Origin of the sequence: Escherichia sp. KTE114 (assembly GCF_000407765.1) — a bacterium.
GTDB classification, from domain to species: domain Bacteria; phylum Pseudomonadota; class Gammaproteobacteria; order Enterobacterales; family Enterobacteriaceae; genus Escherichia; species Escherichia ruysiae.
Genome location: NZ_KE136626.1, coordinates 2325687 through 2351063 on the forward strand (window position 1 = coordinate 2325687; position 25377 = coordinate 2351063).

Annotated in this window: 24 protein-coding genes; 11 read left to right on the forward strand and 13 right to left on the reverse strand. The window is 51.0% G+C overall.

All coding sequences use genetic code 11. The features are described 5' to 3' along the window. Positions 1–6: 6 nt before the first annotated feature. Both ispA and xseB read right to left on the reverse strand, forming a co-directional pair. Positions 7–906: a (2E,6E)-farnesyl diphosphate synthase gene (ispA, locus tag WC5_RS09910; RefSeq protein WP_000347246.1), complete on the reverse strand. Its 900-nt coding sequence runs from the start codon at positions 904–906 to the stop codon at positions 7–9. Continuing rightward, a complete protein-coding gene (xseB, locus tag WC5_RS09905) occupies positions 906–1148 on the reverse strand; it encodes an exodeoxyribonuclease VII small subunit (protein WP_001124935.1) in 243 nt (80 codons plus the stop codon). The genes ispA and xseB overlap by 1 nt, the downstream gene beginning before the upstream one ends. A gap of 205 nt (positions 1149–1353) precedes the next feature. Between xseB and thiI the strand changes: the two genes are divergently transcribed. Then, positions 1354–2802, forward strand: a complete 1449-nt coding sequence (gene thiI / locus WC5_RS09900) for a tRNA uracil 4-sulfurtransferase ThiI (RefSeq protein ID WP_000668671.1) — start codon at positions 1354–1356, stop codon at positions 2800–2802. A 53-nt stretch (positions 2803–2855) separates the two neighbouring features. Here the strand turns inward: thiI and yajL are convergent, their stop codons facing one another. Then, the gene (gene yajL, locus WC5_RS09895) at positions 2856–3446 is read right to left on the reverse strand and encodes a protein deglycase YajL (protein WP_001276327.1); all 591 of its coding nucleotides are present in this window, start codon (positions 3444–3446) and stop codon (positions 2856–2858) included. Further along, positions 3409–4320 (reverse strand): 2-dehydropantoate 2-reductase, encoded by a 912-nt coding sequence (panE, locus tag WC5_RS09890; RefSeq protein WP_000705826.1) that lies wholly within the window; start codon positions 4318–4320, stop codon positions 3409–3411. The genes yajL and panE overlap by 38 nt, the downstream gene beginning before the upstream one ends. A 167-nt stretch (positions 4321–4487) precedes the next feature. Between panE and yajQ the strand changes: the two genes are divergently transcribed. Further along, a complete protein-coding gene (gene yajQ, locus WC5_RS09885) occupies positions 4488–4979 on the forward strand; it encodes a nucleotide binding protein YajQ (RefSeq protein ID WP_001138897.1) in 492 nt (163 codons plus the stop codon). Between the two features lie 138 nt (positions 4980–5117). On the opposite strand, the gene WC5_RS09880 is transcribed toward yajQ, so the two are convergent. From WC5_RS09880 to WC5_RS09845, 8 genes are all read right to left on the reverse strand, one after another. Continuing rightward, entirely contained in the window at positions 5118–6482 is a 1365-nt protein-coding gene (locus WC5_RS09880; RefSeq protein ID WP_016231606.1) for an MFS transporter, read from the reverse strand. Between the two features lie 150 nt (positions 6483–6632). Further along, positions 6633–7523 (reverse strand): heme o synthase, encoded by an 891-nt coding sequence (gene cyoE, locus WC5_RS09875; protein WP_000971333.1) that lies wholly within the window; start codon positions 7521–7523, stop codon positions 6633–6635. A gap of 11 nt (positions 7524–7534) precedes the next feature. Then, positions 7535–7864 carry a cytochrome o ubiquinol oxidase subunit IV gene (locus WC5_RS09870; RefSeq protein ID WP_000019801.1) on the reverse strand — a complete coding sequence of 110 codons (330 nt, stop codon included), beginning with the start codon at positions 7862–7864 and terminating at the stop codon, positions 7535–7537. Then, positions 7864–8478 carry a cytochrome o ubiquinol oxidase subunit III gene (locus tag WC5_RS09865; protein WP_000179822.1) on the reverse strand — a complete coding sequence of 205 codons (615 nt, stop codon included), beginning with the start codon at positions 8476–8478 and terminating at the stop codon, positions 7864–7866. The genes WC5_RS09870 and WC5_RS09865 overlap by 1 nt, the downstream gene beginning before the upstream one ends. Then, a complete protein-coding gene (gene cyoB, locus WC5_RS09860; RefSeq protein WP_000467154.1) occupies positions 8468–10459 on the reverse strand; it encodes a cytochrome o ubiquinol oxidase subunit I in 1992 nt (663 codons plus the stop codon). Before cyoB ends, WC5_RS09865 begins: the two co-directional genes overlap by 11 nt. A 21-nt stretch (positions 10460–10480) precedes the next feature. After that, on the reverse strand, positions 10481–11428 hold the full coding sequence (cyoA, locus tag WC5_RS09855; RefSeq protein ID WP_001239436.1) for a cytochrome o ubiquinol oxidase subunit II: 948 nt from the start codon (positions 11426–11428) through the stop codon (positions 10481–10483). A 458-nt stretch (positions 11429–11886) separates the two neighbouring features. Beyond that, positions 11887–13362, reverse strand: a complete 1476-nt coding sequence (gene ampG, locus WC5_RS09850) for a muropeptide MFS transporter AmpG (RefSeq protein ID WP_000098460.1) — start codon at positions 13360–13362, stop codon at positions 11887–11889. A 43-nt stretch (positions 13363–13405) separates the two neighbouring features. Next, the gene (locus WC5_RS09845; protein ID WP_000473501.1) at positions 13406–13984 is read right to left on the reverse strand and encodes a lipoprotein; all 579 of its coding nucleotides are present in this window, start codon (positions 13982–13984) and stop codon (positions 13406–13408) included. 304 nt (positions 13985–14288) lie between these two features. Between WC5_RS09845 and bolA the strand changes: the two genes are divergently transcribed. From bolA to fadM, 9 genes are all read left to right on the forward strand, one after another. Further along, positions 14289–14606 (forward strand): transcriptional regulator BolA, encoded by a 318-nt coding sequence (bolA, locus tag WC5_RS09840; protein ID WP_000973458.1) that lies wholly within the window; start codon positions 14289–14291, stop codon positions 14604–14606. Positions 14607–14947: 341 nt separating this feature from the next. Then, positions 14948–16246 (forward strand): trigger factor, encoded by a 1299-nt coding sequence (tig, locus tag WC5_RS09835; protein WP_001198383.1) that lies wholly within the window; start codon positions 14948–14950, stop codon positions 16244–16246. Positions 16247–16491: 245 nt separating this feature from the next. Beyond that, on the forward strand, positions 16492–17115 hold the full coding sequence (gene clpP, locus WC5_RS09830; RefSeq protein ID WP_000122253.1) for an ATP-dependent Clp endopeptidase proteolytic subunit ClpP: 624 nt from the start codon (positions 16492–16494) through the stop codon (positions 17113–17115). 125 nt (positions 17116–17240) lie between these two features. Continuing rightward, on the forward strand, positions 17241–18515 hold the full coding sequence (clpX, locus tag WC5_RS09825; RefSeq protein WP_000130309.1) for an ATP-dependent protease ATP-binding subunit ClpX: 1275 nt from the start codon (positions 17241–17243) through the stop codon (positions 18513–18515). A gap of 187 nt (positions 18516–18702) precedes the next feature. Continuing rightward, positions 18703–21057, forward strand: coding sequence for an endopeptidase La (gene lon / locus WC5_RS09820; RefSeq protein WP_001295325.1), 2355 nt, complete (start codon positions 18703–18705; stop codon positions 21055–21057). 190 nt (positions 21058–21247) lie between these two features. Further along, entirely contained in the window at positions 21248–21538 is a 291-nt protein-coding gene (gene hupB, locus WC5_RS09815; RefSeq protein ID WP_254892905.1) for a nucleoid-associated protein HU-beta, read from the forward strand. Positions 21539–21729: 191 nt separating this feature from the next. Continuing rightward, positions 21730–23601: a peptidylprolyl isomerase gene (gene ppiD / locus WC5_RS09810; RefSeq protein WP_000969347.1), complete on the forward strand. Its 1872-nt coding sequence runs from the start codon at positions 21730–21732 to the stop codon at positions 23599–23601. A gap of 150 nt (positions 23602–23751) precedes the next feature. Continuing rightward, complete coding sequence (locus tag WC5_RS09805; protein ID WP_000680286.1) at positions 23752–24123, forward strand: helix-hairpin-helix domain-containing protein; 372 nt, start codon at positions 23752–23754, stop codon at positions 24121–24123. A 105-nt stretch (positions 24124–24228) separates the two neighbouring features. Beyond that, positions 24229–24627, forward strand: a complete 399-nt coding sequence (gene fadM, locus WC5_RS09800; RefSeq protein ID WP_001194524.1) for a long-chain acyl-CoA thioesterase FadM — start codon at positions 24229–24231, stop codon at positions 24625–24627. Between the two features lie 51 nt (positions 24628–24678). Here the strand turns inward: fadM and queC are convergent, their stop codons facing one another. Beyond that, positions 24679–25374, reverse strand: a complete 696-nt coding sequence (gene queC / locus WC5_RS09795; protein WP_000817223.1) for a 7-cyano-7-deazaguanine synthase QueC — start codon at positions 25372–25374, stop codon at positions 24679–24681. Between the last annotated feature and the right edge of the window lie 3 nt (positions 25375–25377).

Genomic DNA, 25377 nt, shown 5'->3' on the forward strand with positions numbered 1-25377 from the left:
TATTGTTTATTTATTACGCTGGATGATGTAGTCCGCTAGCGCTTCCAGTGCCGAGGTATCGAGTGACTGTTCAGCCAGTTGTTTCAGCGACTGGCGGGCATCGTCGATCAGATCCCGGGCTTTCTTCCGGGCTTGCTCAAGACCCAGAAGTGCAGGGTAGGTGCTTTTACCAAGTTGCTGGTCGGCACCCTGGCGTTTTCCCAACGTTGCAGTATCTCCCACCACATCCAGGATGTCATCCTGAACCTGGAAGGCAAGGCCGATGCTTTCTGCATACTTGTCGAGTACTGGCAGTGCATTTCGTCCTTTATCTCCGGCGCTTAATGCACCAAGGCGAACGGCGGCGCGAATCAATGCGCCGGTTTTATGGCGATGAATACGCTCGAGTGCGTCCAGAGGTACGTGTTTGCCCTCCGCGTCTAAATCTAATGCCTGACCGCCGCACATACCGGCAATACCGCTAGCGTTCGCCAGTTCAGAAATCATCGCAATTCTGTCGCGATCTGACACTTCCGGCATATCGGCATCGCTTAAAATCGAGAACGCCAGCGTTTGTAAAGCATCGCCAGCGAGAATCGCGTTCGCTTCACCAAATTTCACATGGCAGGTCGGCAACCCACGACGCAGATCGTCATCATCCATTGCCGGTAAATCATCATGAATTAATGAGTAAGCGTGGATACACTCTACGGCGGCAGCGGGTGCGTCTAACGTGCTCATGCTAACGCCGAGCATTTGACCAGTAGCATAAACCAGGAAAGGTCGCAGGCGCTTACCACCTAATAATGCGCCATACTGCATGGTTTCTACCACGGGAGTGTTCTGAAAGGGCAGTGGGGCGATAAAACGGCTCAGCGCCTGGTTGGCCTGCTTAACACAGGCTTCGAGTTGCTGCGGAAAGTCCATTACTCATTGTCCGGTGTAAAAGGTGTAAGAGAGGCGTCTTCGTTGTCAGACAGCAGGATTTGTACGCGCTGTTCGGCTTGTTGTAATTTGGCCTGCCCTTGACGTGCCAGCTGCACGCCACGTTCGAACTCGTTCAGTGCCTCTTCCAGCGGCAGGTCGCCACTTTCCAGACGGGTCACAATCTGTTCCAGCTCGCTTAGCGCCTTTTCAAAGCTGGCGGGCGCCTCATTTTTCTTCGGCATAATGAATGTCTGACTCTCAATATTTTACGCCCCGCCATGGTAACGGACTCAGGGCAAATAGCAAATAACGCGCAATGGTAAGGTGATGTGCGCAGCAAAGCGATGTTAGTGGTATACTTCCGCGCCTGGATGCAGCCGCAGGTGTGGGCTGCTGTATTTTTCCCTATACAAGTCGCTTAAGACTTGCCAACGAACCATTGCCGCCATGAAGTTTATCATTAAATTGTTCCCGGAAATCACCATCAAGAGCCAATCTGTGCGCTTGCGCTTTATAAAAATCCTTACCGGGAATATTCGTAACGTTTTAAAGCACTATGATGAGACGCTCGCTGTCGTCCGTCACTGGGATAACATCGAAGTTCGCGCAAAAGATGAAAACCAGCGTCTGGCCATTCGCGACGCCCTGACCCGTATTCCGGGTATCCACCATATTCTCGAAGTCGAAGACGTGCCGTTTACTGACATGCACGATATTTTTGAGAAAGCGTTGGTTCAGTATCGCGATCAGCTGGAAGGAAAAACCTTCTGCGTACGCGTGAAGCGCCGTGGCAAACATGATTTTAGCTCGATTGATGTGGAACGTTACGTCGGCGGCGGTTTAAATCAGCATATTGAATCCGCGCGCGTGAAGTTGACTAACCCGGATGTGACAGTCCATCTGGAAGTTGAAGACGATCGTCTGCTGCTGATCAAAGGGCGCTACGAAGGTATTGGTGGTTTCCCGATCGGCACCCAGGAAGATGTGCTGTCGCTGATCTCCGGTGGTTTTGACTCCGGCGTTTCCAGCTATATGTTGATGCGTCGCGGCTGCCGCGTGCATTACTGCTTCTTTAACCTCGGCGGCGCGGCGCATGAAATCGGCGTTCGTCAGGTGGCACATTATCTGTGGAACCGCTTCGGTAGCTCTCACCGCGTGCGTTTTGTCGCCATTAACTTCGAGCCGGTAGTCGGGGAAATTCTTGAGAAAATCGACGACGGTCAGATGGGGGTTATCCTCAAACGTATGATGGTGCGTGCCGCGTCTAAAGTGGCTGAACGTTACGGCGTACAGGCGCTGGTCACCGGCGAAGCACTGGGCCAGGTGTCCAGCCAGACGCTGACCAACCTGCGCCTGATTGATAACGTCTCTGATACGCTGATCCTGCGTCCGCTGATCTCTTACGACAAAGAGCACATCATCAACCTGGCTCGCCAGATTGGCACCGAAGACTTTGCCCGCACGATGCCGGAATATTGCGGTGTGATCTCCAAGAGCCCGACGGTGAAAGCGGTTAAATCGAAGATTGAAGCGGAAGAAGAGAAGTTCGACTTCAGCATTCTCGAGAAAGTGGTTGAGGAAGCGAATAACGTTGATATCCGCGAAATCGCCCAGCAGACCGAGCAGGAAGTGGTTGAAGTGGAAACCGTCAATGGCTTCGGTCCGAACGACGTGATCCTCGATATCCGTTCTATCGATGAACAGGAAGATAAGCCACTGAAAGTCGAAGGGATTGATGTGGTTTCTCTGCCGTTCTATAAACTGAGCACCAAATTTGGCGATCTCGACCAGAACAAAACCTGGCTGTTGTGGTGTGAGCGCGGAGTGATGAGCCGCCTGCAGGCGCTCTATCTGCGCGAACAGGGCTTTAACAATGTGAAAGTGTATCGCCCGTAATTTGTAGTTTTAACGTCGCATCTGGTCAGATGCGACGCTTACCGCATCCGACACTACTCGTAATAATTATAAATCCCTGCCGCCATCACCAGTTGTGATGCCACCTCATGGGCTTTCTCGCGCCCAACCAGCAGGTCGATAATTTTCAGACCAAAATCAATAGCCGTGCCCGGCCCCTGGCTGGTCAGCAATTTTACCCGTGCATCCCAGACGACGCGCTTGTCCTGCCATTGTTCTGCGGGAATCTTGTCTTTCAGCGTCGGGAAGCCGGTCATATTGCCAATCGGGAAGATATCGTGCGGCACCAGCACGGTAGCTGGCGTGGCGCAAATAGCGGCAACGATACGCCCGGAACGGTGGAACTGTGTAACAGTTTCGACCAGCAGGGTGCTATCGCGAAAACACTCCGCGCCTTTAATGCCGCCAGGCAGCACGATCACGTCATAATCACCATCCGCCACTTCGACCAGGGGCGCATCTGCCAGCAGCTTTACGCCGCGCGAGCAGGTAATTGCCAGGTTGCCATCGCTGGCGACGCTGGCAGTGGTGACATTAATGCCACCGCGAACCAGCAGATCGATAGTGGTGACCGCTTCGGTTTCTTCACTACCAGGGGCGAGGCAAACCAGTGCTGATGCGCTCATATTCACTCTCCTTTCTTTTTACCATTTCAAACAGGCGGGTGTTTTCCGGTACAGCAATCCCATGCGCGCGGGCGCGGCGTAAGAGAAAACCATTGATATAGTCGATTTCTGTATGGCGCATTGCGCGGATGTCCTGCAACATCGACGAAATGTTTTCTGCTGTGGCATCAATCACCTGCATCACATAATCACGTAAATCTTCCGCTGAAGTATGATGCCCTTCGCGTTCGATCACCGCCGCGACTTCTTCGCATATCTGCATAATCTCTTGCGAATGATGACGTAATTCACCGTTCGGGCAATTCCAGATGGCAGTGAGCGGATTAATCACACAGTTTACCGCCAGCTTGCGCCACAGCTCGGCGCGAATATTGTTATGCCAGGCAACGTCAGGCAACACGGTTTGCAAAATATCCGCCAGATAACTGTAATCGCCGTCCTGTTGCCGTGCCGGGCCGATATGTGTGATACCGTTTGCCACGTGAATGATGACGTTGCCGTCGCGGCGCGCTGCATGGGTGGTCGTGCCCATCAGTAACGGTTGCCCGATGTTCTGTAACTCTTCAATGGTGCCCATGCCGTTGTGGATCAGCAAAATTGGCGTGGTTACAGGTAGCGTCGACGCCAGGCTTTTGACGGCATCAGACACCTGCCAGGCTTTCAGCGTCACCAGTAGTAGATCGCTGGTGGCCAGAAAATCAGGATCATTGGCGGTCAGCGATTCGTTAAATATCGAACCGTCTGTCTCCACCAGATTCACGCTACAATAAGGTTGCGGTACGCGCAGCCAGCCCTGAACCTCGTGACCCTGTTTGCAAAATGCTGTAAGCCATAATTGCCCTAAGGCACCGCATCCCAATACGGTAATTTTCATTGTTCCTCCTCACCCGCAACCACACCGGGTGTTCAATAAGGCTATCCCTTAATTGTGCATGGTGTTGTGACCATGCACAATTAAGGGATACGTCCTGGCGCAGGACTGTCTGTTATTTAACTTTGCAGGTATTATGCTTCGCATCAAAAATGAAGGGAGAGAAAAAGATGCCATCTTTCGATATTGTCTCTGAAGTTGATCTTCAGGAAGCGCGTAACGCGGTCGATAACGCGAGTCGCGAAGTAGAGTCTCGTTTTGACTTCCGTAACGTTGAAGCGTCGTTTGAGCTGAACGACGCCAACAAAACTATCAAAGTGCTGAGCGAGTCCGATTTCCAGGTCAATCAGTTGCTGGATATTCTGCGTGCCAAACTGCTCAAACGCGGCATTGAAGGCAGTTCGCTGGATGTGCCGGAAAATATCGTTCATAGCGGTAAAACCTGGTTTGTGGAAGCGAAACTGAAGCAGGGCATTGAGAGCGCGACTCAGAAGAAAATCGTCAAGATGATCAAAGACAGCAAACTGAAAGTGCAGGCGCAAATTCAGGGCGATGAGATCCGCGTAACTGGCAAATCCCGTGACGATTTGCAGGCTGTGATGGCGATGGTTCGCGGTGGCGATCTCGGTCAGCCGTTCCAGTTCAAAAACTTCCGCGATTAATCTCGACAACGTGCGCTCTGTTCATGCCGGATGCGGCGTGAAGGCTTTATCCGGCCTGCAATAGTTTGTGATTTCAAAAGATTACAGCAACTTTGTAGGCCTGATAAGCGTAGCGCATCAGGCAATTTAGCCTCGTTTTTATGCCTGGCGAATTGCCTGTTCAACCTCAAAGCGATTCGTCACTTTGCTGTCGATCTTCACGTAAGCCGAATGTTCTTCTTCTGCAATCAACACTTCTTTGACGCCTTCAGTTTCCAGCAAACGCACTTTTAACGCCTCGTTTGCGGCAACTTCAGCCGGGATTTCAATGCGCAAGCTGCTGACATATGGCGGTTCTTTCATGGTACTGGCGACTGCCAGCCACACCGCAGCCAGCATTGCACCAGCGAGAAATACGCCCTGACCGTCAAACATGCCGTCAATCCAGCCGCCCAGCGAACCGCCAATCGCCACGCCAAGAAACTGGCTGGTGGAGTAAACGCCCATCGCCGTGCCTTTGTAACCTGCTGGCGACTCTTTACTGATAAGTGAAGGCAGAAGGGCTTCCATCAAATTAAACGCCACAAAGAAAAGCTGCACGCCGACCACCAGTTGCCAGAACTGCGTTTGTGCGTTCCACAGTACAATTTCCGCAACCACGATCAACCCGACGCAGAAGACAAAAACTTGCTTCATCTTGCGCTTAACTTCGGCGTAGATAATGAAAGGCACAACCGAGCCAAAGGCGATTAACATCGTCGCCAGATAGACCTTCCAGTGTTCAGCCGCCGGAAAACCCGCGTTAGCCAGTTGCCCTGGCAGAGCAACAAACGTCGACATCAGCAACATGTGCAGACACATAATGCCGAAGTTGAGTTTCAGCAGGCGTGGTTCCGCCAGCACTTTACTGAAACTGCCTTTCACCATCCCGGACTCACGATTAAGTACGTGCGTGCGGCTGTTAGGCACAACCCAAATGGTCAACGCAATGCCGGTCGTTGCCAGAATAGCGATCATCCAGAAGAGCGCGTGTAGCCCAAGTTTGTGAGTGATGATCGGACCAAGCACCATTGCAATGGCGAAGGTAATGCCAAAACTGACACCGATAAATGCCATCGCTTTGGTGCGGTTTTGTTCACGAGTGAGATCGGAAAGCAGCGCCATAACGGAGGCGGCAATCGCACCGGAACCTTGTAACGCCCGACCCAGAATGATCCCCCAGATGGAGTCGGAAAGCGCGGCAATCACGCTACCCGCGACAAACACAGCTAACCCGCCAACGATAAGCGGTTTACGGCCTATGCGGTCGGAAAGCAGGCCAAATGGAATCTGAAAAACGGCCTGAGTCAGACCATAAATGCCAATCGCAATACCGATCAACGCTTCACTGGCGCCTTGCAGAGCCATGCCGTACGTGGTCAGAACCGGCAGAACCATAAACATGCCCAGCATACGCAATGAAAATACGGTTCCTAAACCCCAGGTCGCGCGCCGCTCGCCTGGCGTCATTTTATAATCGTTCATTACCACCTCTGTTTTAAATTCGCGACTAGTGTAAAGCGGCAAACGAATGGGGTAAACATGCGGATTTTTTAGTAAATATTTCGTGAGGGATATGTTTCTAATGCTAAGAAAAAAGGTGCCGTAGCACCTTTTTTAACAGGGAAGTCGCAGTTACCAAACTGCAGCCAGCAGCGTATGCGAGTCCGGCACCATAAAATCAACGGACATCATTACCGAAAGGGCAGTGATGGCGATGATAGAGAAGCCGAATAGCTTGCGCGCCCAGATTCGGTCATCAGCAACTTTATAACCACGCAGAGCCATACCTAACCACCAGACGCTGACTGCCGCAGCGACCACCAGATATTTGTATCCAGCGTAACCGCCAAGAGAGAGCATCAGCGTGGCAACAGCAAAGGCGATGATGTACAGCGTGATGTGGTTCTTCGCTACCGAAATGCCTTTCACCACCGGCAGTACCGGAATGTTCGCCGCCTGATAATCCTTAAAGCGGAAAATGGCGATGGCATAAGAGTGGGGCATTTGCCACAGGCTGAAGATAGCCAGCAGGATTGCTGCACCGCTATCGAAGTCGCCTGTCACTGCACAGTAGCCAATCACCGGCGGCGCTGCGCCGGAGAGAGAACCAATCAACGTGCCGTAGACAGAGTGGCGTTTCATGTACAGGCTATAGACGCCGACATAAACCACAAAGCCCATCACCCCCAGCCAGCAGGCCAGCGGATTCGCGCCAAACCACAGCAGCATAAAGCCAGCAATACCCAGCAAGGTGGCGTACACCAGCGAGACAGCAGGAGAGATCAGGCCTTTAACCAGCACCCGATTCTTCGTCCTTTCCATCTTTCTGTCGATATCCCTGTCGATGTAGTTGTTAAACACACAACCCGACGCCACAACCAGTGACACCCCAACCAGCGTGTAGATAAACAGGGGATAATCAATGCTGCCCTTTGAGGCCAGCAGGAATCCCCCTATCACCGAGATCAGGTTGCCAAAGATGATGCCTGGTTTCGTTACTTGCAGGTATTGCTTAAACATCATAACCGCCGCTCTTAGTGCATCATCATGTTGTAGTTAAGGTTCCACATGATCCAGATGGAGCCTACAACCAGGATAGCGATGATTAGCACGGTGAAGACAAACGCCGTCATGTTCCAGCCTTCATCTGATTTGGTATTCATGTGCAGGAAGCACACCAGATGCACCAGAACCTGTACCACTGCCATTGCCAGGATTGTTCCCAGAATTACGGCCGGAGAGGCAGAACCTGACATCACCATCCAGAACGGAATCACCGTCAGAATGATCGACAGGATAAACCCTGTCATATAGGTTTTTACGCTGCCATGGGATGCGCCGCCGCTCACGTTAGAATGACTCATTACATCGCCCCCATCAGATAAACAACAGTGAACACACAGATCCACACCACATCCAGGAAGTGCCAGAACAGGCTCAGACACATGATGCGGGTACGGTTAGTGCTGGTCAGGCCGCGACGGGCGATTTGCACCATCAGCACCGCCATCCAGATAAGACCGGAAGTGACGTGCAGACCGTGTGTCCCGACCAGCGCAAAGAACGCTGACAGGAAGCCGCTGCGATCCGGGCCCATGTCGTTAACAATCAGGTGATGGAATTCATAGAGTTCCATCCCGATAAATCCGGCACCAAACAACCAGGTCAACGCCAGCCAGGAGATAACCTGGCTTTTGTTGTTTTTGTACATGGCGATAGCCGCCATGCCGTAGGTGATGGAGCTGAACAACAGCAAGAAGGTTTCAACCAGAACGAACGGCAGTTCGAAAATGTCCTTACCTGTCGGGCCGCCTGCGGTGCCGTTCACCAGAACGGCATAGGTAGCAAACAAGATAGAGAACAGAATGCAGTCGCTCATCAGGTAGATCCAAAATCCGAAGATTTTGGTTCCGCCTGCATCGTGGTGCCCGTGTTCGTGCGCGTGGGCAGTCGCGTGCGTCAAAGTATCAGTTGCCATTTTTCAGCCCTGCCTTAGTAATCTCATCGAAATGCTGGTTTTCCAGTTTTTCGATTTCTGCCACCGGCACGTAGTAATCCACGTCCTCGTCGAAGCTTTTCACGATCCAGGTGATGATCATGCCTGCGAAGCCAACAATCGCCAGCCACCAGATATGCCAGATCATGGCGAAACCGAAGATGGTGGAGAAAGCCGCAATGACGATACCTGCACCGCTGTTTTTCGGCATATGAATTTCTTCATAGTGGTCAGGCTTTTTATACGCTTCGCCTTTCTCTTTCATTTCCCAGAATGCATCACGCTCGTGAACGTGTGGCACAACGGCAAAGTTATAGAACGGAGGCGGGGAAGAGGTTGCCCACTCCAGCGTACGGCCACCCCACGGGTCGCCAGTCAGGTCACGGTTCTGGTCGCGGTCGCGAATAGAAACGTACATCTGAATCACGAGGCAGAGAATACCCAGCGCAATCAGTACCGCACCGCTGGCTGCAATCATCAGCATAGTGTGGAACTGCGGGTCAATCTGCTGGCTCAAACGACGGGTCATACCCATAAAGCCCAGCGCATACAGCGGCATAAAGGCAACGAAGAAGCCGATGATCCAGAACCAGAACGCGCGTTTACCCCAGGTTTCGTTCAGTTTGAAACCGAACGCTTTAGGCCACCAGTAGGTCATCCCTGCGAAGCAGCCGAAGACCACGCCGCCGATGATAACGTTATGGAAGTGCGCAATCAGGAACAGGCTGTTATGCAGAACGAAGTCCGCGCCCGGTACTGCCAGCAGCACGCCAGTCATACCGCCCACCGAGAAGGTGACGATAAAACCGATGGTCCACAGCATCGCGGAATGGAACACGATGCGACCCTGGTACATGGTGAACAGCCAGTTGAAGATCTTCACCCCGGTCGGGATGGCGATAATCATTGTGGTGATACCAAAGAAGGCGTTTACGTTCGCGCCCGCACCCATCGTAAAGAAGTGGTGCAGCCAGACGATGAACGACAGCACGGTGATACAGACGGTTGCCCATACCAGCGAGGTATAACCAAACAGACGTTTACGCGAGAAGGTTGCCGCAATTTCGGAGAACACACCGAAAACAGGGAGGATCAGGATGTAAACTTCCGGGTGTCCCCATGCCCAAATCAGGTTGATGTACATCATCATGTTGCCACCCATATCGTTGGTAAAGAAATGGGTGCCCAGATAGCGATCCAGGGTCAACAACGCGACGGTAACCGTCAGAATTGGGAAGGAAGCAATAATCAGAATGTTTGCGCACAGTGATGCCCAGGTAAATACTGGCATCTTGAACATGGTCATGCCCGGTGCGCGCATCTTCAGAATGGTAACGAAGAAGTTGATACCGGTTAGCGTTGTACCAATACCGGATAGCTGGAGACTCCATATCCAGTAATCGACACCGACCCCTGGACTGTACTCTATTCCCGATAGCGGTGGATAGGCCAGCCAGCCGGTCTGCGCAAACTCGCCCACACCGAGAGAAACGTTAACCAGAATCACACCAACAACGGTAAACCAGAAGCTTAAGTTGTTGAGGAACGGGAACGCAACGTCACGCGCGCCGATCTGCAGCGGAACCACAAGGTTCATCAGACCGATAACGAAAGGCATCGCCACGAAGAAGATCATAATCACGCCGTGCGCGGTGAAGATCTGATCGTAGTGGTGAGGTGGCAGGAAGCCAGCTTCGCCCGCCGAGGCAAGAGCCTGCTGGCTACGCATCATAATGGCGTCAGCAAAACCACGCAGCAGCATCACAATTGCCACGATGATATACATGATACCAAGGCGTTTATGGTCGACGGAGGTCAGCCACTCTTTCCACAGGTAGGTCCACTTACCGAAGTAAGTGATCAGGCCAACGAGCGCCAGACCTCCCAAAATAATGGCAGCGATCGTAACCATGACGATAGGTTCATGGAACGGGACTGCATCAAGTGATAATTTTCCGAACATCTTTATTCTTCCTCAACCCCTTTAATGGGCGGATTCCGCGTGGCTCATGTCCATGCCTTCCATACCTTCGTGTGCGCTGTGCTCACCTTCTGGCTGGGTCATGTCCATGCTCTTACCGTGAGCCATAAACTTGTTAATCACATCGGCAAACAAATCTGGTTTCACGTTGGAGAAATATTCCACCTGGTTGTATTCGCTAGGCGCGGCCAGTTTTTCGAACGCAGCCATGTCAGACATGGTGTTCGGCGACTGTTTGGCTTTAGCGACCCATTGGTCGAATGCGGCACGATCCGGCGTTGCGATAGCTTTGAACTTCATGCCTGAGAAGCCTGGGCCGCTGTAGCTGGCGGAGATACCGTCATAAGTACCGGGTTCGTTGGCGATCAGATGCAGGCGAGTCTGCATACCGGCCATGGCATAAATCTGGCTACCCAGACGCGGAATAAAGAAGGAGTTCATCACGGAGTTGGAGGTCACTTTGAAGTACACCGGAGTGTTCGCCGGGAAAGCGATTTCATTCACGGTTGCAATGCCCTGTTCCGGGTAGATGAAGAACCATTTCCAGTCCATGGAAACCACTTCGATGGTAATGGGCTTCTCGTCGTGTGCCAGCGGCTTGCTAGGCTCAAGAGCGTGAGTGGTTTTCCAGGTCAGTACCGCAAGGAAGATGATGATTAAGATAGGCACCGTCCAGACCACAGCTTCCACTTTATTGGAGTGTGACCAGTTCGGGCTGTACTTAGCATCTTTATTGCTCGCACGGTACTTCCAGGCGAAACCAACAGCCATCAAGATTGCGGGAATAACGACAATCAACATCAGGCCAAATGCCGTCAGTATCAGTGAACGTTGCTCCAGACCAATCTGTCCTTTGGGATCTAACAGCGCAGAATTACAACCACTGAGCAATACAGTGCCTGCAAATAATGACAACCATCCCAAACTTTTATTGTATTTCCTGAGTCTCATTTAACGACCTCAATTCCACGGGATCTGGTGGCGTTTAAAGTGTGTGGGCATTTTACGGGAAGGTTACATTACTGTAAACATGATTAAATTCCTGTTACTTGGATTTGGCTGTCAGGTCACATATGTTGCAAAACATATCAGGTTGATTTTAAGAACCTGTTGCAAAAGGGCGTTATAACGAAAGGGGAGTGCAGAAGGTGGTGGGGATGGTAATTGGTATAACCAATCTAAAATAAAACAATTATTTAACAATTAATTATCATGAAAGTGACAAAGCAGGCGTGGAAAAATAAAGAGTCATTAGCTGAATCGTGTAAAAAAATAAAACATATAAATTACGTCAATAATTTCCGAAATCTAAGCCGCACAAAAGAACAAATATTATTAAGCGATGCTGATGCTTATTTAGCCGTAATAATTACGTCGTGTGATTACTACAGCTAAATTATATTCACAGATTACGTCAGATGCGTTTTTCGTAGCGCCAGATAATCCAGAAAACCGCCAAGCACGACGCCGCCTAGGGCGACTAAAACGCCGACTTCCAGCAGAGCTGGCAGGAAAGAGAAGTGCGTCAAATCCAGCGCGTCCAGCGTCAACAACAGTAACCACACGGCTAACAGACTGACGCCCGCCGCCAGTGTCCACATGGCAAAAGCATAACCTGACGGATATTCGGTACGTGGGATAAAGTTGTCGTTGACCCGTATATATTCAAGCGTCTGGCGGCAAACCAGCAGTAAAATAAGCCCAGGTACGGCGGCGGCGACGGAGAAAAGATAGAATGTCGACCAGCCGTGTGACTCAACAAACCAGCCCGCCACGGGGCCGACATAAACCCGTCCGACAGCGGAAAGCGCCGAGAGCAGGGCAAACTGAGTAGCGGAGAATGACTTATTACACAGCGTCATTAACAGCGCCACAAATGCCGATGTGCCCATCCCGCCACACAGGTTTTCGAAAAAGACGGCTGCGCCCATGCTGTAGAGATGCTTATCAGTCACCGAAAGCAGCCAGTAACCGGCGTTGGACGCACCTTGTAAAAGGCCGAAAATCAGTAATGCACGGAACAGCGAAAGACGCTGCATCAGAATACCACCGTACAATGCGCCGACGATGGTCGCCAGCAGACCGAGCGTTTTGTTAACCACGCCTACTTCACCGGCATCAAACCCGACGCCGCGAATCAAAAAGGTGGTAGTCAGACTCATGGCGAAAGCATCGCCCAGCTTATACAGCACGATTAAAAGCAGAATCAGCCATGCGTTATTGCGGCCAAAGAAATCACGCAACGGTGCTACAACGGCTTGTTCCAGCGTTTTGGGTACAGGAATAGTGTCGGTTGGTTCTGGCGCAAGCAACGTTGCGATAATGCAGGGGATCAGCAGAGCCGCCATCAACCAGTACATGCCTTGCCAGCCCAGCCATTTATCTGCCAGCCATAAGGCTAAACCACCAGAAACCAGCATCCCTAAACGGTAACCCAACACGCTGATTGCTGCACCTGCGCCGCGTTCTTCCGCAGGAAGTACATCCGTTTTCCACGCATCAAAGACAATATCCTGAGAAGCGGAGCAAAAAGCGATAACCACCGCCAGTGCCGCCATCCAGCGAAGTTGCGTACCTGGTTCGAGAAAACCCATCGCCGCAATCGCCAGTAACAGCAACGCTTGCGTAGCGAGCAGCCATCCGCGTCGACGTCCGAGGAACGGCGGGGTATAGCGGTCCATCAGCGGCGACCAGAGAAATTTAAATACGTAAGCCTGGCCCACCAGAGAGAAGAAACCAATGGTTTTAAGATCGATATTCTCGACTGTCATCCACGCCTGTAACGTGCCGGATGTCAGGGCGAGCGGCAGCCCGGAAGCAAAACCCAGGATCAGCAAAATAGCTGAACGTGGCTGTTGGAAAATACGTAAATATTGACTGGACATGGGCGTCTACAGGCCCGATTTACATCGGGCCAGAGGGCAGAAATTAACGTGCGTTCTGCTTGATAAATTCGTGGATGCTGGTGTCCTGAGACATATCAGCAATGGTATCGGTCAGCACACTGTTAACCGCATCAGCGATGTTTTTGTTGGAGGCCTGGAACGCACCTTCAACGTTGTAGCTGGCACGATAGTTTTTAGTCATTTTGTTGCCATTCTGCGCGGTGGCAATGATGGCGATATCTGCTTTGGTAGCAATGTTGTAGCGCACGTTGCCCTGGGACACGTCGGCATACAGTTGGCTAACGATGATTTGCAGATTAACCGGGCCATTCGGGCCAACCATATAACCGCGAGCGGTCATCTGTTTTTCCAGCACTTCTTGCAGCAGGAAACGCAGATCGCGGGAAGCGGTCAAGGTAACGATTTGATTATCGCGGGTGACTTTTGCCAGCGCCTGATCGGTACGCTGATCGGCACCATTAATGCTAACGGTGACGCCCATCAGACTTGGATCTTGCTGTGGCAGCGTCATCGTCGGAGAAACTTCAATGGTTGTTGGCGGTTTTGCACATCCTGCAAGCATAAACAGAGCAACTAACGGGAAGAGGATTTTTTTGAACATGTTCTGGCTCTCAGAGACTTTTTAGCGTGTTTGGTAAAGATTCCCGCCATCATAACATCGCCAACGACGAGGGGAAGTGGGTAAGACATGTAAATTCATTATGTTGACGAAATAATCGCCTTGGGTAAAAGAAACACCGATGTGAAGCCGGTGAATCAATCTTTAAATCAGTAAACTTCATACGCTTGACAGAAAAAACAGGATGAAAGCTAATTATTTGTTGTTAAGCTGTAATGGAAACGGTTAAAGCGGCTAGTATTTAAAGGGATGGGTGACATCTCAGCGTTGTCGGAGGAGATATTTCATGATGATACGTGAGCGGATAGAAGAAAAATTAAGGACGGCGTTCCAACCCGTATTCCTCGAAGTTGTGGATGAAAGCTATCGTCACAATGTCCCAGCCGGCTCTGAAAGCCATTTTAAAGTTGTGCTGGTCAGCGATCGTTTTATGGGTGAACGTTTTCTGAATCGTCATCGAATGATTTACAGTACTTTAGCGGAGGAACTCTCTACTACCGTTCATGCGCTGGCTCTGCATACTTATACCATTAAAGAGTGGGAAGGATTGCAGGATACCATCTTTGCTTCGCCTCCCTGTCGTGGAGCAGGAAGCATTGCCTAAACGCATTTGCAACAGTTAGCGTTTTTCCAGTATGTTGTTAAAGATTTTATGAAAAACGGCCTGCGGGCCGTTTTGTTTTGTCTGGATTTTGCGCTTTTTGCCCAGCATTCAGACGAAAATTACCTGGGAATTGTGAAAAAATACGCGGCAGCGCGCAATAACCGTTCTCGACTCATAAAAGTGATGCCGCTATAATGCCGCGTCCTATTTGAATGCTTTCGGGATGATTCTGGTAACAGGGAATGTGATTGATTATAAGAACATCCCGGTTCCGCGAAGCCAACAACCTGTGCTTGCGGGGTAAGAGTTGACCGAGCACTGTGATTTTTTGAGGTAACAAGATGCAAGTTTCAGTTGAAACCACTCAAGGCCTTGGCCGCCGTGTAACGATTACTATCGCTGCTGACAGCATCGAGACCGCTGTTAAAAGCGAGCTGGTCAACGTTGCGAAAAAAGTACGTATTGACGGCTTCCGCAAAGGCAAAGTGCCAATGAATATCGTTGCTCAGCGTTATGGCGCGTCTGTACGCCAGGACGTTCTGGGCGACCTGATGAGCCGTAACTTCATTGACGCCATCATTAAAGAAAAAATCAATCCGGCTGGCGCACCGACTTACGTTCCGGGCGAATACAAGCTGGGTGAAGACTTCACCTACTCTGTAGAGTTTGAAGTTTATCCGGAAGTTGAACTGCAGGGTCTGGAAGCGATCGAAGTTGAAAAACCGATCGTTGAAGTGACCGACGCTGACGTTGACGGCATGTTAGATACTCTGCGTAAACAGCAGGCGACCTGGAAAGAAAAAGACGGCGCTGTTGAAGCAGAAGACCGCGTAACCATCGACTTCACTGGTTCTGTAGACGGCGAAGAGTTCGAAGGCGGTAAAGCGTCTGATTTCGTACTGGCGATGGGTCAGGGTCGCATGATCCCGGGCTTTGAAGACGGTATCAAAGGCCACAAAGCGGGCGAAGAGTTCACCATCGACGTGACCTTCCCGGAAGAGTACCACGCAGAAAACCTGAAAGGCAAAGCAGCGAAATTCGCTATCAACCTGAAGAAAGTTGAAGAGCGTGAACTGCCGGAACTGACTGCTGAATTCATCAAACGTTTCGGCGTTGAAGATGGTTCCGTAGAAGGTCTGCGCGCTGAAGTGCGTAAAAACATGGAACGCGAGCTGAAGAGCGCCATCCGTAACCGCGTTAAGTCTCAGGCGATCGAAGGTCTGGTAAAAGCTAACGACATCGACGTACCGGCTGCGCTGATCGACAGCGAAATCGACGTTCTGCGTCGTCAGGCTGCACAGCGTTTCGGTGGCAACGAGAAACAAGCTCTGGAACTGCCGCGTGAACTGTTCGAAGAGCAGGCTAAACGCCGCGTAGTTGTTGGCCTGCTGCTGGGCGAAGTTATTCGCGCCAACGAGCTGAAAGCTGACGAAGAGCGCGTGAAAGGCCTGATCGAAGAGATGGCTTCTGCGTACGAAGATCCGAAAGAAGTTATCGAATTCTACAGCAAAAACAAAGAACTGATGGACAACATGCGCAATGTTGCTCTGGAAGAACAGGCTGTTGAAGCTGTACTGGCGAAAGCGAAAGTGACTGAAAAAGAAACCACTTTCAACGAGCTGATGAACCAGCAGGCGTAATTTAAGCAGCATAACGCGCTAAATTCGCACAAAGGCCCGTCACCGCCAGGTGGTGGGCTTTTTTTTGTCATGAATTTTGCATGGAACCGTGCGAAAACCCTCTTTCGGTGTTAGCGTAACAACAAAAGATTGTTATGCTTGAAATAGGATGATGCCGTACCCATAACACAGGGACTAGCTGATAATCCGTCCATAAGGTTACAATCGGTACAGCAGGTTTTTTCAATTTTATCCAGGAGACGGAAATGTCATACAGCGGCGAACGAGATAACTTTGCACCCCATATGGCGCTGGTGCCGATGGTCATTGAACAGACCTCACGCGGTGAGCGCTCTTTTGATATCTATTCTCGTCTACTTAAGGAACGCGTCATTTTTCTGACTGGCCAGGTTGAAGACCACATGGCTAACCTGATTGTGGCGCAGATGCTGTTCCTGGAAGCAGAAAATCCAGAAAAAGATATCTATCTGTACATTAACTCCCCAGGCGGGGTGATCACTGCCGGGATGTCTATCTATGACACCATGCAGTTTATCAAGCCTGATGTCAGCACCATCTGTATGGGCCAGGCGGCCTCGATGGGTGCTTTCTTGCTGACCGCAGGGGCAAAAGGTAAACGTTTCTGCCTGCCGAATTCGCGCGTGATGATTCACCAGCCGTTGGGCGGCTATCAGGGCCAGGCGACCGATATCGAAATTCATGCCCGTGAAATTCTGAAAGTTAAAGGGCGCATGAATGAACTTATGGCGCTTCATACGGGTCAATCATTAGAACAGATTGAACGTGATACCGAGCGCGATCGCTTCCTTTCCGCCCCTGAAGCGGTGGAATACGGTCTGGTCGATTCGATTCTGACCCATCGTAATTGATGCCAGAGGCGCAACTGTGCCGCTATACTTATTCAGAGCGGCACAACGCTGTAAGCGGCTTGCGCCTGAGAATGGCATTTGCGTCGTCGTGTGCGGCACAAAGAACAAAGAAGAGGTTTTGACCCATGACAGATAAACGCAAAGATGGCTCAGGCAAATTGCTGTATTGCTCTTTTTGCGGCAAAAGCCAGCATGAAGTGCGCAAGCTGATTGCCGGTCCATCCGTGTATATCTGCGACGAATGTGTTGATTTATGTAATGACATCATTCGCGAAGAGATTAAAGAAGTTGCACCGCATCGTGAACGCAGTGCGCTACCGACGCCGCATGAAATTCGCAACCACCTGGACGATTACGTTATCGGTCAGGAACAGGCGAAAAAAGTGCTGGCGGTCGCGGTATACAACCACTACAAACGTCTGCGCAACGGCGATACCAGCAATGGTGTCGAGTTGGGCAAAAGTAACATTCTGCTGATCGGTCCGACCGGTTCTGGTAAAACGCTGCTGGCAGAAACGCTGGCGCGCCTGCTGGACGTTCCGTTCACCATGGCCGACGCGACCACGCTGACCGAAGCCGGTTATGTAGGCGAAGACGTTGAAAATATCATTCAGAAGCTGTTGCAGAAGTGCGACTATGACGTACAGAAAGCGCAGCGCGGGATTGTCTACATCGATGAAATCGACAAAATTTCTCGTAAGTCGGACAATCCTTCTATTACCCGAGACGTTTCCGGTGAAGGCGTACAGCAGGCACTGTTGAAACTGATCGAAGGTACGGTTGCCGCCGTTCCACCGCAGGGTGGGCGTAAACACCCGCAGCAGGAATTCTTGCAGGTTGATACCTCTAAGATCCTGTTTATCTGTGGTGGTGCGTTCGCTGGTCTGGATAAAGTCATTTCCCATCGTGTAGAAACCGGCTCCGGCATTGGTTTTGGCGCGACGGTAAAAGCGAAATCCGACAAAGCAAGCGAAGGCGAGCTGCTGGCGCAGGTTGAACCAGAAGATCTGATCAAGTTTGGTCTGATCCCTGAGTTCATCGGTCGTCTGCCAGTTGTCGCAACGCTGAATGAACTGAGCGAAGAAGCCCTGATTCAGATCCTCAAAAAGCCGAAAAACGCCCTGACCAAGCAGTATCAGGCGCTGTTTAATCTGGAAGGCGTGGATCTGGAATTCCGTGACGAGGCGCTGGATGCTATTGCTAAGAAAGCGATGGCGCGTAAAACCGGTGCCCGTGGTCTGCGTTCCATCGTAGAAGCTGCGCTGCTCGATACCATGTACGATCTGCCGTCCATGGAAGATGTCGAAAAAGTGGTTATCGACGAGTCGGTAATTGATGGCCAAAGCAAACCGTTGCTGATTTATGGCAAGCCGGAAGCTCAGCAGGCATCTGGTGAATAATTAACCATTCCCATACAATTAGTTAACCAAAAAGGGGGGATTTTATCTCCCCTTTAATTTTTCCTCTATTCTCGACGTTGAATGTGGGGGAAACATCCCCATATACTGACGTACATGTTAATAGATGGCGTGAAGCACAGTCGTGTCATCTGATTACCTGGCGGAAATTAAACTAAGAGAGAGCTCTATGAATCCTGAGCGTTCTGAACGCATTGAAATCCCCGTATTGCCGCTGCGCGATGTGGTGGTTTATCCGCACATGGTCATCCCCTTATTTGTCGGGCGGGAAAAATCTATCCGTTGTCTGGAAGCGGCGATGGACCATGATAAAAAAATTATGCTGGTCGCGCAGAAAGAAGCCTCAACGGATGAGCCGGGTGTAAACGATCTTTTCACCGTCGGGACCGTGGCCTCTATATTGCAGATGCTGAAACTGCCTGACGGCACCGTCAAAGTGCTGGTCGAGGGGTTACAGCGCGCGCGTATTTCTGCGCTCTCTGACAATGGCGAACATTTTTCTGCGAAGGCGGAGTATCTGGAGTCGCCGACCATTGATGAGCGGGAACAGGAAGTGCTGGTGCGTACCGCAATCAGCCAGTTCGAAGGCTACATCAAGCTGAACAAAAAAATCCCACCAGAAGTGCTGACGTCGCTGAACAGCATTGACGATCCGGCGCGCCTGGCGGATACCATTGCCGCGCATATGCCGCTGAAACTGGCTGACAAACAGTCCGTTCTTGAGATGTCCGACGTTAACGAACGTCTGGAATATCTGATGGCGATGATGGAATCGGAAATCGATCTGCTGCAGGTTGAGAAACGCATTCGCAACCGCGTTAAAAAGCAGATGGAGAAATCCCAGCGTGAGTACTATCTGAACGAGCAAATGAAAGCTATTCAGAAAGAACTCGGTGAAATGGACGATGCGCCGGACGAAAACGAAGCCCTGAAGCGCAAAATCGACGCGGCGAAAATGCCGAAAGAGGCAAAAGAGAAAGCGGAAGCAGAACTGCAGAAGCTGAAAATGATGTCTCCGATGTCGGCAGAAGCGACCGTGGTGCGTGGCTATATCGACTGGATGGTGCAGGTGCCGTGGAATGCGCGTAGCAAGGTCAAAAAAGACCTGCGTCAGGCGCAGGAAATCCTTGATACCGACCATTATGGTCTGGAGCGCGTGAAAGATCGCATCCTTGAGTATCTTGCGGTTCAAAGCCGTGTAAACAAAATCAAGGGGCCGATCCTTTGCCTGGTTGGGCCGCCAGGGGTAGGTAAAACTTCTCTGGGGCAGTCCATCGCCAAAGCTACCGGACGTAAATATGTCCGTATGGCGCTGGGCGGCGTGCGTGATGAAGCGGAAATCCGTGGTCACCGCCGTACTTACATCGGTTCTATGCCGGGTAAATTGATCCAGAAAATGGCGAAAGTGGGCGTTAAAAACCCGCTGTTCCTGCTCGATGAGATCGACAAAATGTCTTCTGACATGCGTGGCGATCCGGCCTCCGCACTGCTTGAAGTGCTGGATCCAGAGCAGAACGTCGCGTTCAGCGACCACTACCTGGAAGTGGATTACGACCTTAGCGACGTGATGTTTGTCGCGACGTCGAATTCCATGAACATTCCGGCACCGCTGCTGGATCGTATGGAAGTGATTCGCCTCTCCGGTTATACCGAAGATGAAAAACTGAACATCGCCAAACGTCACCTGCTGCCGAAGCAGATTGAACGTAATGCACTGAAAAAAGGTGAGCTGACCGTCGACGATAGCGCCATTATCGGCATTATTCGTTACTACACCCGTGAGGCGGGCGTGCGTGGTCTGGAGCGTGAAATCTCCAAACTGTGCCGTAAAGCGGTTAAGCAGTTACTGCTCGATAAGTCTCTAAAACATATCGAAATTAACGGCGATAACCTGCATGACTACCTCGGTGTTCAGCGTTTCGACTATGGTCGCGCAGATAACGAAAACCGTGTCGGTCAGGTAACGGGTCTGGCGTGGACGGAAGTGGGCGGCGACTTGTTGACCATTGAAACCGCGTGCGTCCCGGGCAAAGGTAAACTGACCTATACCGGATCGCTTGGTGAAGTAATGCAGGAGTCCATTCAGGCGGCGTTAACGGTGGTTCGTGCGCGTGCGGAAAAACTGGGGATCAACCCTGATTTTTACGAAAAACGCGACATCCACGTTCACGTACCGGAAGGTGCGACGCCGAAAGATGGTCCGAGTGCCGGTATTGCCATGTGCACTGCGCTGGTTTCTTGCCTGACCGGTAACCCGGTTCGCGCCGATGTGGCGATGACTGGCGAGATTACTCTGCGTGGTCAGGTGTTGCCAATCGGTGGTTTGAAAGAAAAACTGCTGGCGGCGCATCGCGGCGGGATTAAAACAGTGTTAATTCCGTTCGAAAATAAACGCGATCTGGAAGAGATTCCGGACAACGTGATTGCCGATCTGGACATTCATCCTGTGAAGCGTATTGAGGAAGTTCTGACTCTGGCGCTGCAAAATGAACCGTCTGGTATGCAGGTTGTGACTGCAAAATAGTGACCTTGCGCAAATTGCACTAATAAAAAAAGGGCTGGCGGGCCAATTCGGACTTGCCAGCCTTTTTTTGTCTCGTTAAGTTAGAGGGCGGATTAGGCTTGCCCTTATTAAGGGGTGTTGTAAGGGGATGGCTGGCCTGATATAACTGCTGCGCGTTCGCACCTTGAAGGATTCAAGTGCGAGATAAATTATAAAGAGGAAGAGAAGAGTGAATAAATCTCAATTGATTGACAAGATTGCTGCAGGGGCTGATATCTCTAAAGCTGCGGCTGGCCGTGCGTTAGATGCTATTATTGCTTCCGTAACTGAATCCCTGAAAGAAGGGGATGATGTAGCACTGGTAGGTTTTGGTACTTTTGCCGTTAAAGAGCGTGCCGCCCGTACTGGTCGCAACCCGCAGACCGGTAAAGAGATCACTATCGCTGCAGCTAAAGTACCGAGCTTCCGTGCAGGTAAAGCACTGAAAGACGCGGTAAACTAAGTGTTGTCCCCATTGGGGATGTGACGAAGTTCAAGGGCGCATCTACTGATGTGCCTTTTTTATTTGTATTCCGTGACTTTCTGCGCATTGTGGGCTGACAATTGCCCCCGTTTCTTGTCACAATAGGCCTTTGCGCGCAGCGATATGTTGCGTGAGGTACACAGTCATCTACAGCGGAGTGTTGTTACACCATGATGGACAGCTTACGCACGGCTGCAAACAGTCTCGTGCTCAAGATTATTTTCGGTATCATTATCGTGTCGTTCATATTGACCGGCGTGAGTGGTTACCTGATTGGCGCAGGCAATAACTACGCCGCAAAAGTGAATGACCAGGAAATCAGCCGTGGGCAGTTCGAGAACGCCTTCAACAGCGAGCGTAATCGTATGCAGCAACAGTTGGGCGATCAATACTCTGAGCTGGCGGCGAACGAAGGCTATATGAAAACCCTGCGTCAACAGGTGCTGAATCGTCTGATCGACGAGGCGCTGCTGGATCAGTACGCTCGTGAACTAAAACTGGGTATCAGCGATGAGCAGGTTAAACAGGCGATTTTCGCAACTCCGGCTTTCCAGGTTGACGGCAAGTTCGATAACAGCCGCTACAACGATATCCTTAACCGAATGGGAATGAGTGCCGATCAATACGCGCAGGCGCTGCGTAACCAGCTCACCACCCAACAGCTGATTGCTGGCGTTGCCGGCACCGACTTTATGTTGAAAGGTGAAACCGACGAACTGGCGGCACTGGTAGCTCAACAACGTGTAGTGCGTGAAGCGACTATCGACGTTAACGCGCTGGCAGCTAAACAAGCTGTGACCGAACCAGAAATCACCAGCTACTACGAGCAAAACAAAAACAATTTCATGACTCCGGAACAGTTCCGCGTGAGCTACATCAAGCTGGATGCCGCCACGATGCAGCAACCGGTTAGCGATGCGGATATCCAGAGCTACTACGATCAGCATCAGGATCAATTCACCCAGCCACAGCGTACCCGCTACAGCATCATCCAGACTAAAACTGAAGATGAAGCGAAAGCAGTACTTGAGGAGCTGAATAAAGGTGGTGATTTTGCTGCGTTAGCAAAAGAAAAATCTGCCGATATTATCTCTGCCCGTAACGGCGGCGATATGGGTTGGTTAGAAGATGCCACTATCCCGGACGAACTGAAAAATGCCGGTCTGAAAGAAAAAGGCCAACTGTCTGGTGTCATCAAATCTTCGGTCGGTTTCCTGATTGTACGTCTGGACGACATTCAGCCAGCGAAAGTGAAATCGTTAGACGAAGTACGTGACGACATTGCGGCGAAAGTGAAACACGAAAAAGCCCTCGATGCGTACTACGCGCTGCAGCAGAAAGTGAGCGATGCGGCAAGCAACGACACCGAATCTCTGGCTGGTGCAGAGCAGGCTGCGGGCGTTAAAGCCACTCAGACTGGCTGGTTCAGCAAAGATAACCTGCCGGAAGAGTTAAACTTCAAGCCGGTGGCAGACGCTATCTTTAACGGCGGTCTGGTAGGTGAAAACGGTGCGCCGGGCATCAACTCTGACATCATCACCGTAGACGGCGACCGCGCATTCGTACTGCGCATCAGTGAGCACAAACCGGAAGCGGTGAAACCGCTGGCAGATGTTCAGGAACAGGTTAAGGCGCTGGTTCAGCACAACAAAGCTGAGCAACAGGCGAAAGTAGATGCTGAAAAACTGCTGGTTGATTTGAAAGCGGGTAAAGGTGCGGAAGCTATGCAGGCTGCCGGTCTGAAATTTGGCGAGCCGAAAACCTTAAGCCGTTCCGGTCGTGACCCGATTAGCCTGGCGGCGTTTGCACTGCCACTGCCAGCGAAAGACAAACCGAGCTACGGTATGGCGACCGATATGCAAGGCAATGTCGTTCTGCTGGCGCTGGACGAAGTGAAACAAGGTTCTATGCCGGAAGATCAGAAAAAAGCGATGGTGCAGGGCATCACCCAGAACAACGCACAAATCGTCTTTGAAGCTCTGATGAGTAACCTGCGTAAAGAGGCGAAAATCAAAATTGGCGATGCGCTGGAACAGCAATAATCTGGAAGCCGCCTCGCAAAAAAATGCTTTGCAGCTGTAACAAGAAAAGGTCGCTTTCGCGGCCTTTTCCATTTCTGAACATTGCCATTTGTTTACTGTTTTCACTGCCGTTAAGGTGATTCCACTGTTAACAAACAAGGAGAAAACAGTATGAAACACGGAATTAAAGCATTGTTCATTACCCTGTCCCTGGCCTGTGCCGGAATGTCTCATAGTGCGCTGGCAGCAGCTCCTGCGGCGAAACCGGCAGCGGTAGAAACCAAAGCGGAAGCTCCTGCAGCACAAAGCAAAGCGGCAGTACCGGCAAAAGCCAGTGACGAAGAAGGCACCAGGGTCAGCATTAATAATGCCAGCGCGGAAGAGTTAGCCCGCGCGATGAATGGCGTTGGCCTGAAGAAAGCGCAGGCAATTGTCAGTTATCGCGAAGAGTACGGCCCGTTTAAAACGGTGGAGGATCTAAAACAGGTGCCGGGAATGGGCAATTCGCTGGTGGAACGTAATCTGGCGGTATTAACCCTGTAATTAATTTGCATAGTGGCAATTTTTTGCCAGACTGAAGAGGTCATACCAGTTATGACCTCTGTACTTATAACAGTTCTTATAACAACAACGTAAGGTTATTGCGCTATGCAAACACAAATCAAAGTTCGTGGATATCATCTCGACGTTTACCAACACGTAAACAACGCCCGCTACCTTGAATTTCTCGAAGAAGCCCGCTGGGATGGGTTGGAAAATAGCGACAGCTTTCACTGGATGACGGCCCATAACATCGCCTTCGTGGTGGTGAATATCAATATTAACTATCGTCGCCCGGCGGTATTAAGCGACCTGTTAACCATTAACAGTCAGTTGCAGCAATTAAACGGTAAAAGCGGCATCTTAAGTCAGGTCATTACTCTTGAGCCGGAAGGGCAGGTGGTGGCAGATGCGCTTATCACGTTTGTTTGTATCGATCTCAAAACGCAGAAAGCATTAGCTCTGGAAGGGGAACTGCGCGAAAAACTGGAGCAGATGGTTCAGTAAAAATTTTGTTGTGCCGGATGCTCAAGCCGCATCCGGCGAGACCCCGAATAATTACTGCAATCCGGTTTTCTGCTTCATCGCTGCCATCACCGCCGGTTTATCAGCCAGATAATGATTCAAACCGTTGGCGCGTAAATTACACGCTGCACAATGACCGCAACCGTCACCTTTAATGCCGTTATAGCAGGTCAGCGTTTCGTTACGTACTAAATCCAGCTTGCCGTAATAATCCGCCAGCGCCCAGGTTTCCGCTTTATCAATCCACATTAGCGGCGTTTCAAAACGAATATCTTTCGCCATGCCCAGACTGACGGCATGGTTCAGTGCTTTCACAAACTCATCGCGACAATCCGGGTAACCGGAGAAATCTGTTTCGCAGACGCCGGTGATCACTGCTTCTGCTTTAACCTGATACGCATATATCGCCGCCAGCGTCAGGAACAAAATATTACGCCCAGGGACAAACGTATTCGGGATACCATCGGCTTCAGGTTCATAATCAGGCACCGGAATGCTGTCACGCGTCAGGCTGCTGACCGCCAGCTCGTTGAGTAGCGTCACATCCAGCACCTTATGCGCGCGTGCACCCAGTTTCAATGCCAGTTCGCGTGCCACGTCAATCTCAGCGCGATGGCGCTGACCGTAATCGAACGTCACGCAATGGACTTCATCATATTGCTGCAATGCCTGTACCAGACAGGTGGTTGAATCCTGACCTCCACTAAACACAACGACGGCACGTTTCATAGA

Bases quoted from the DNA above. Each gene is read 5' to 3' on its own strand.
- ppiD (WP_000969347.1), top strand. From the start codon at position 21,730: ATGATGGACAGCTTACGCACGGCTGCAAACAGTCTCGTGCTCAAGATT.
- clpX (WP_000130309.1), top strand. From the start codon at position 17,241: ATGACAGATAAACGCAAAGATGGCTCAGGCAAATTGCTGTATTGCTCT.
- WC5_RS09805 (WP_000680286.1), top strand. From the start codon at position 23,752: ATGAAACACGGAATTAAAGCATTGTTCATTACCCTGTCCCTGGCCTGT.
- WC5_RS09870 (WP_000019801.1), bottom strand. From the start codon at position 7,864: ATGAGTCATTCTAACGTGAGCGGCGGCGCATCCCATGGCAGCGTAAAA.
- ispA (WP_000347246.1), bottom strand. From the start codon at position 906: ATGGACTTTCCGCAGCAACTCGAAGCCTGTGTTAAGCAGGCCAACCAG.
- bolA (WP_000973458.1), top strand. From the start codon at position 14,289: ATGATGATACGTGAGCGGATAGAAGAAAAATTAAGGACGGCGTTCCAA.
- yajL (WP_001276327.1), bottom strand. From the start codon at position 3,446: ATGAGCGCATCAGCACTGGTTTGCCTCGCCCCTGGTAGTGAAGAAACC.
- panE (WP_000705826.1), bottom strand. From the start codon at position 4,320: ATGAAAATTACCGTATTGGGATGCGGTGCCTTAGGGCAATTATGGCTT.
- fadM (WP_001194524.1), top strand. From the start codon at position 24,229: ATGCAAACACAAATCAAAGTTCGTGGATATCATCTCGACGTTTACCAA.
- lon (WP_001295325.1), top strand. From the start codon at position 18,703: ATGAATCCTGAGCGTTCTGAACGCATTGAAATCCCCGTATTGCCGCTG.
- clpP (WP_000122253.1), top strand. From the start codon at position 16,492: ATGTCATACAGCGGCGAACGAGATAACTTTGCACCCCATATGGCGCTG.
- tig (WP_001198383.1), top strand. From the start codon at position 14,948: ATGCAAGTTTCAGTTGAAACCACTCAAGGCCTTGGCCGCCGTGTAACG.
- WC5_RS09865 (WP_000179822.1), bottom strand. From the start codon at position 8,478: ATGGCAACTGATACTTTGACGCACGCGACTGCCCACGCGCACGAACAC.
- ampG (WP_000098460.1), bottom strand. From the start codon at position 13,362: ATGTCCAGTCAATATTTACGTATTTTCCAACAGCCACGTTCAGCTATT.
- cyoA (WP_001239436.1), bottom strand. From the start codon at position 11,428: ATGAGACTCAGGAAATACAATAAAAGTTTGGGATGGTTGTCATTATTT.
- yajQ (WP_001138897.1), top strand. From the start codon at position 4,488: ATGCCATCTTTCGATATTGTCTCTGAAGTTGATCTTCAGGAAGCGCGT.
- WC5_RS09845 (WP_000473501.1), bottom strand. From the start codon at position 13,984: ATGTTCAAAAAAATCCTCTTCCCGTTAGTTGCTCTGTTTATGCTTGCA.
- xseB (WP_001124935.1), bottom strand. From the start codon at position 1,148: ATGCCGAAGAAAAATGAGGCGCCCGCCAGCTTTGAAAAGGCGCTAAGC.
- cyoB (WP_000467154.1), bottom strand. From the start codon at position 10,459: ATGTTCGGAAAATTATCACTTGATGCAGTCCCGTTCCATGAACCTATC.
- thiI (WP_000668671.1), top strand. From the start codon at position 1,354: ATGAAGTTTATCATTAAATTGTTCCCGGAAATCACCATCAAGAGCCAA.
- cyoE (WP_000971333.1), bottom strand. From the start codon at position 7,523: ATGATGTTTAAGCAATACCTGCAAGTAACGAAACCAGGCATCATCTTT.
- WC5_RS09880 (WP_016231606.1), bottom strand. From the start codon at position 6,482: ATGAACGATTATAAAATGACGCCAGGCGAGCGGCGCGCGACCTGGGGT.
- queC (WP_000817223.1), bottom strand. From the start codon at position 25,374: ATGAAACGTGCCGTCGTTGTGTTTAGTGGAGGTCAGGATTCAACCACC.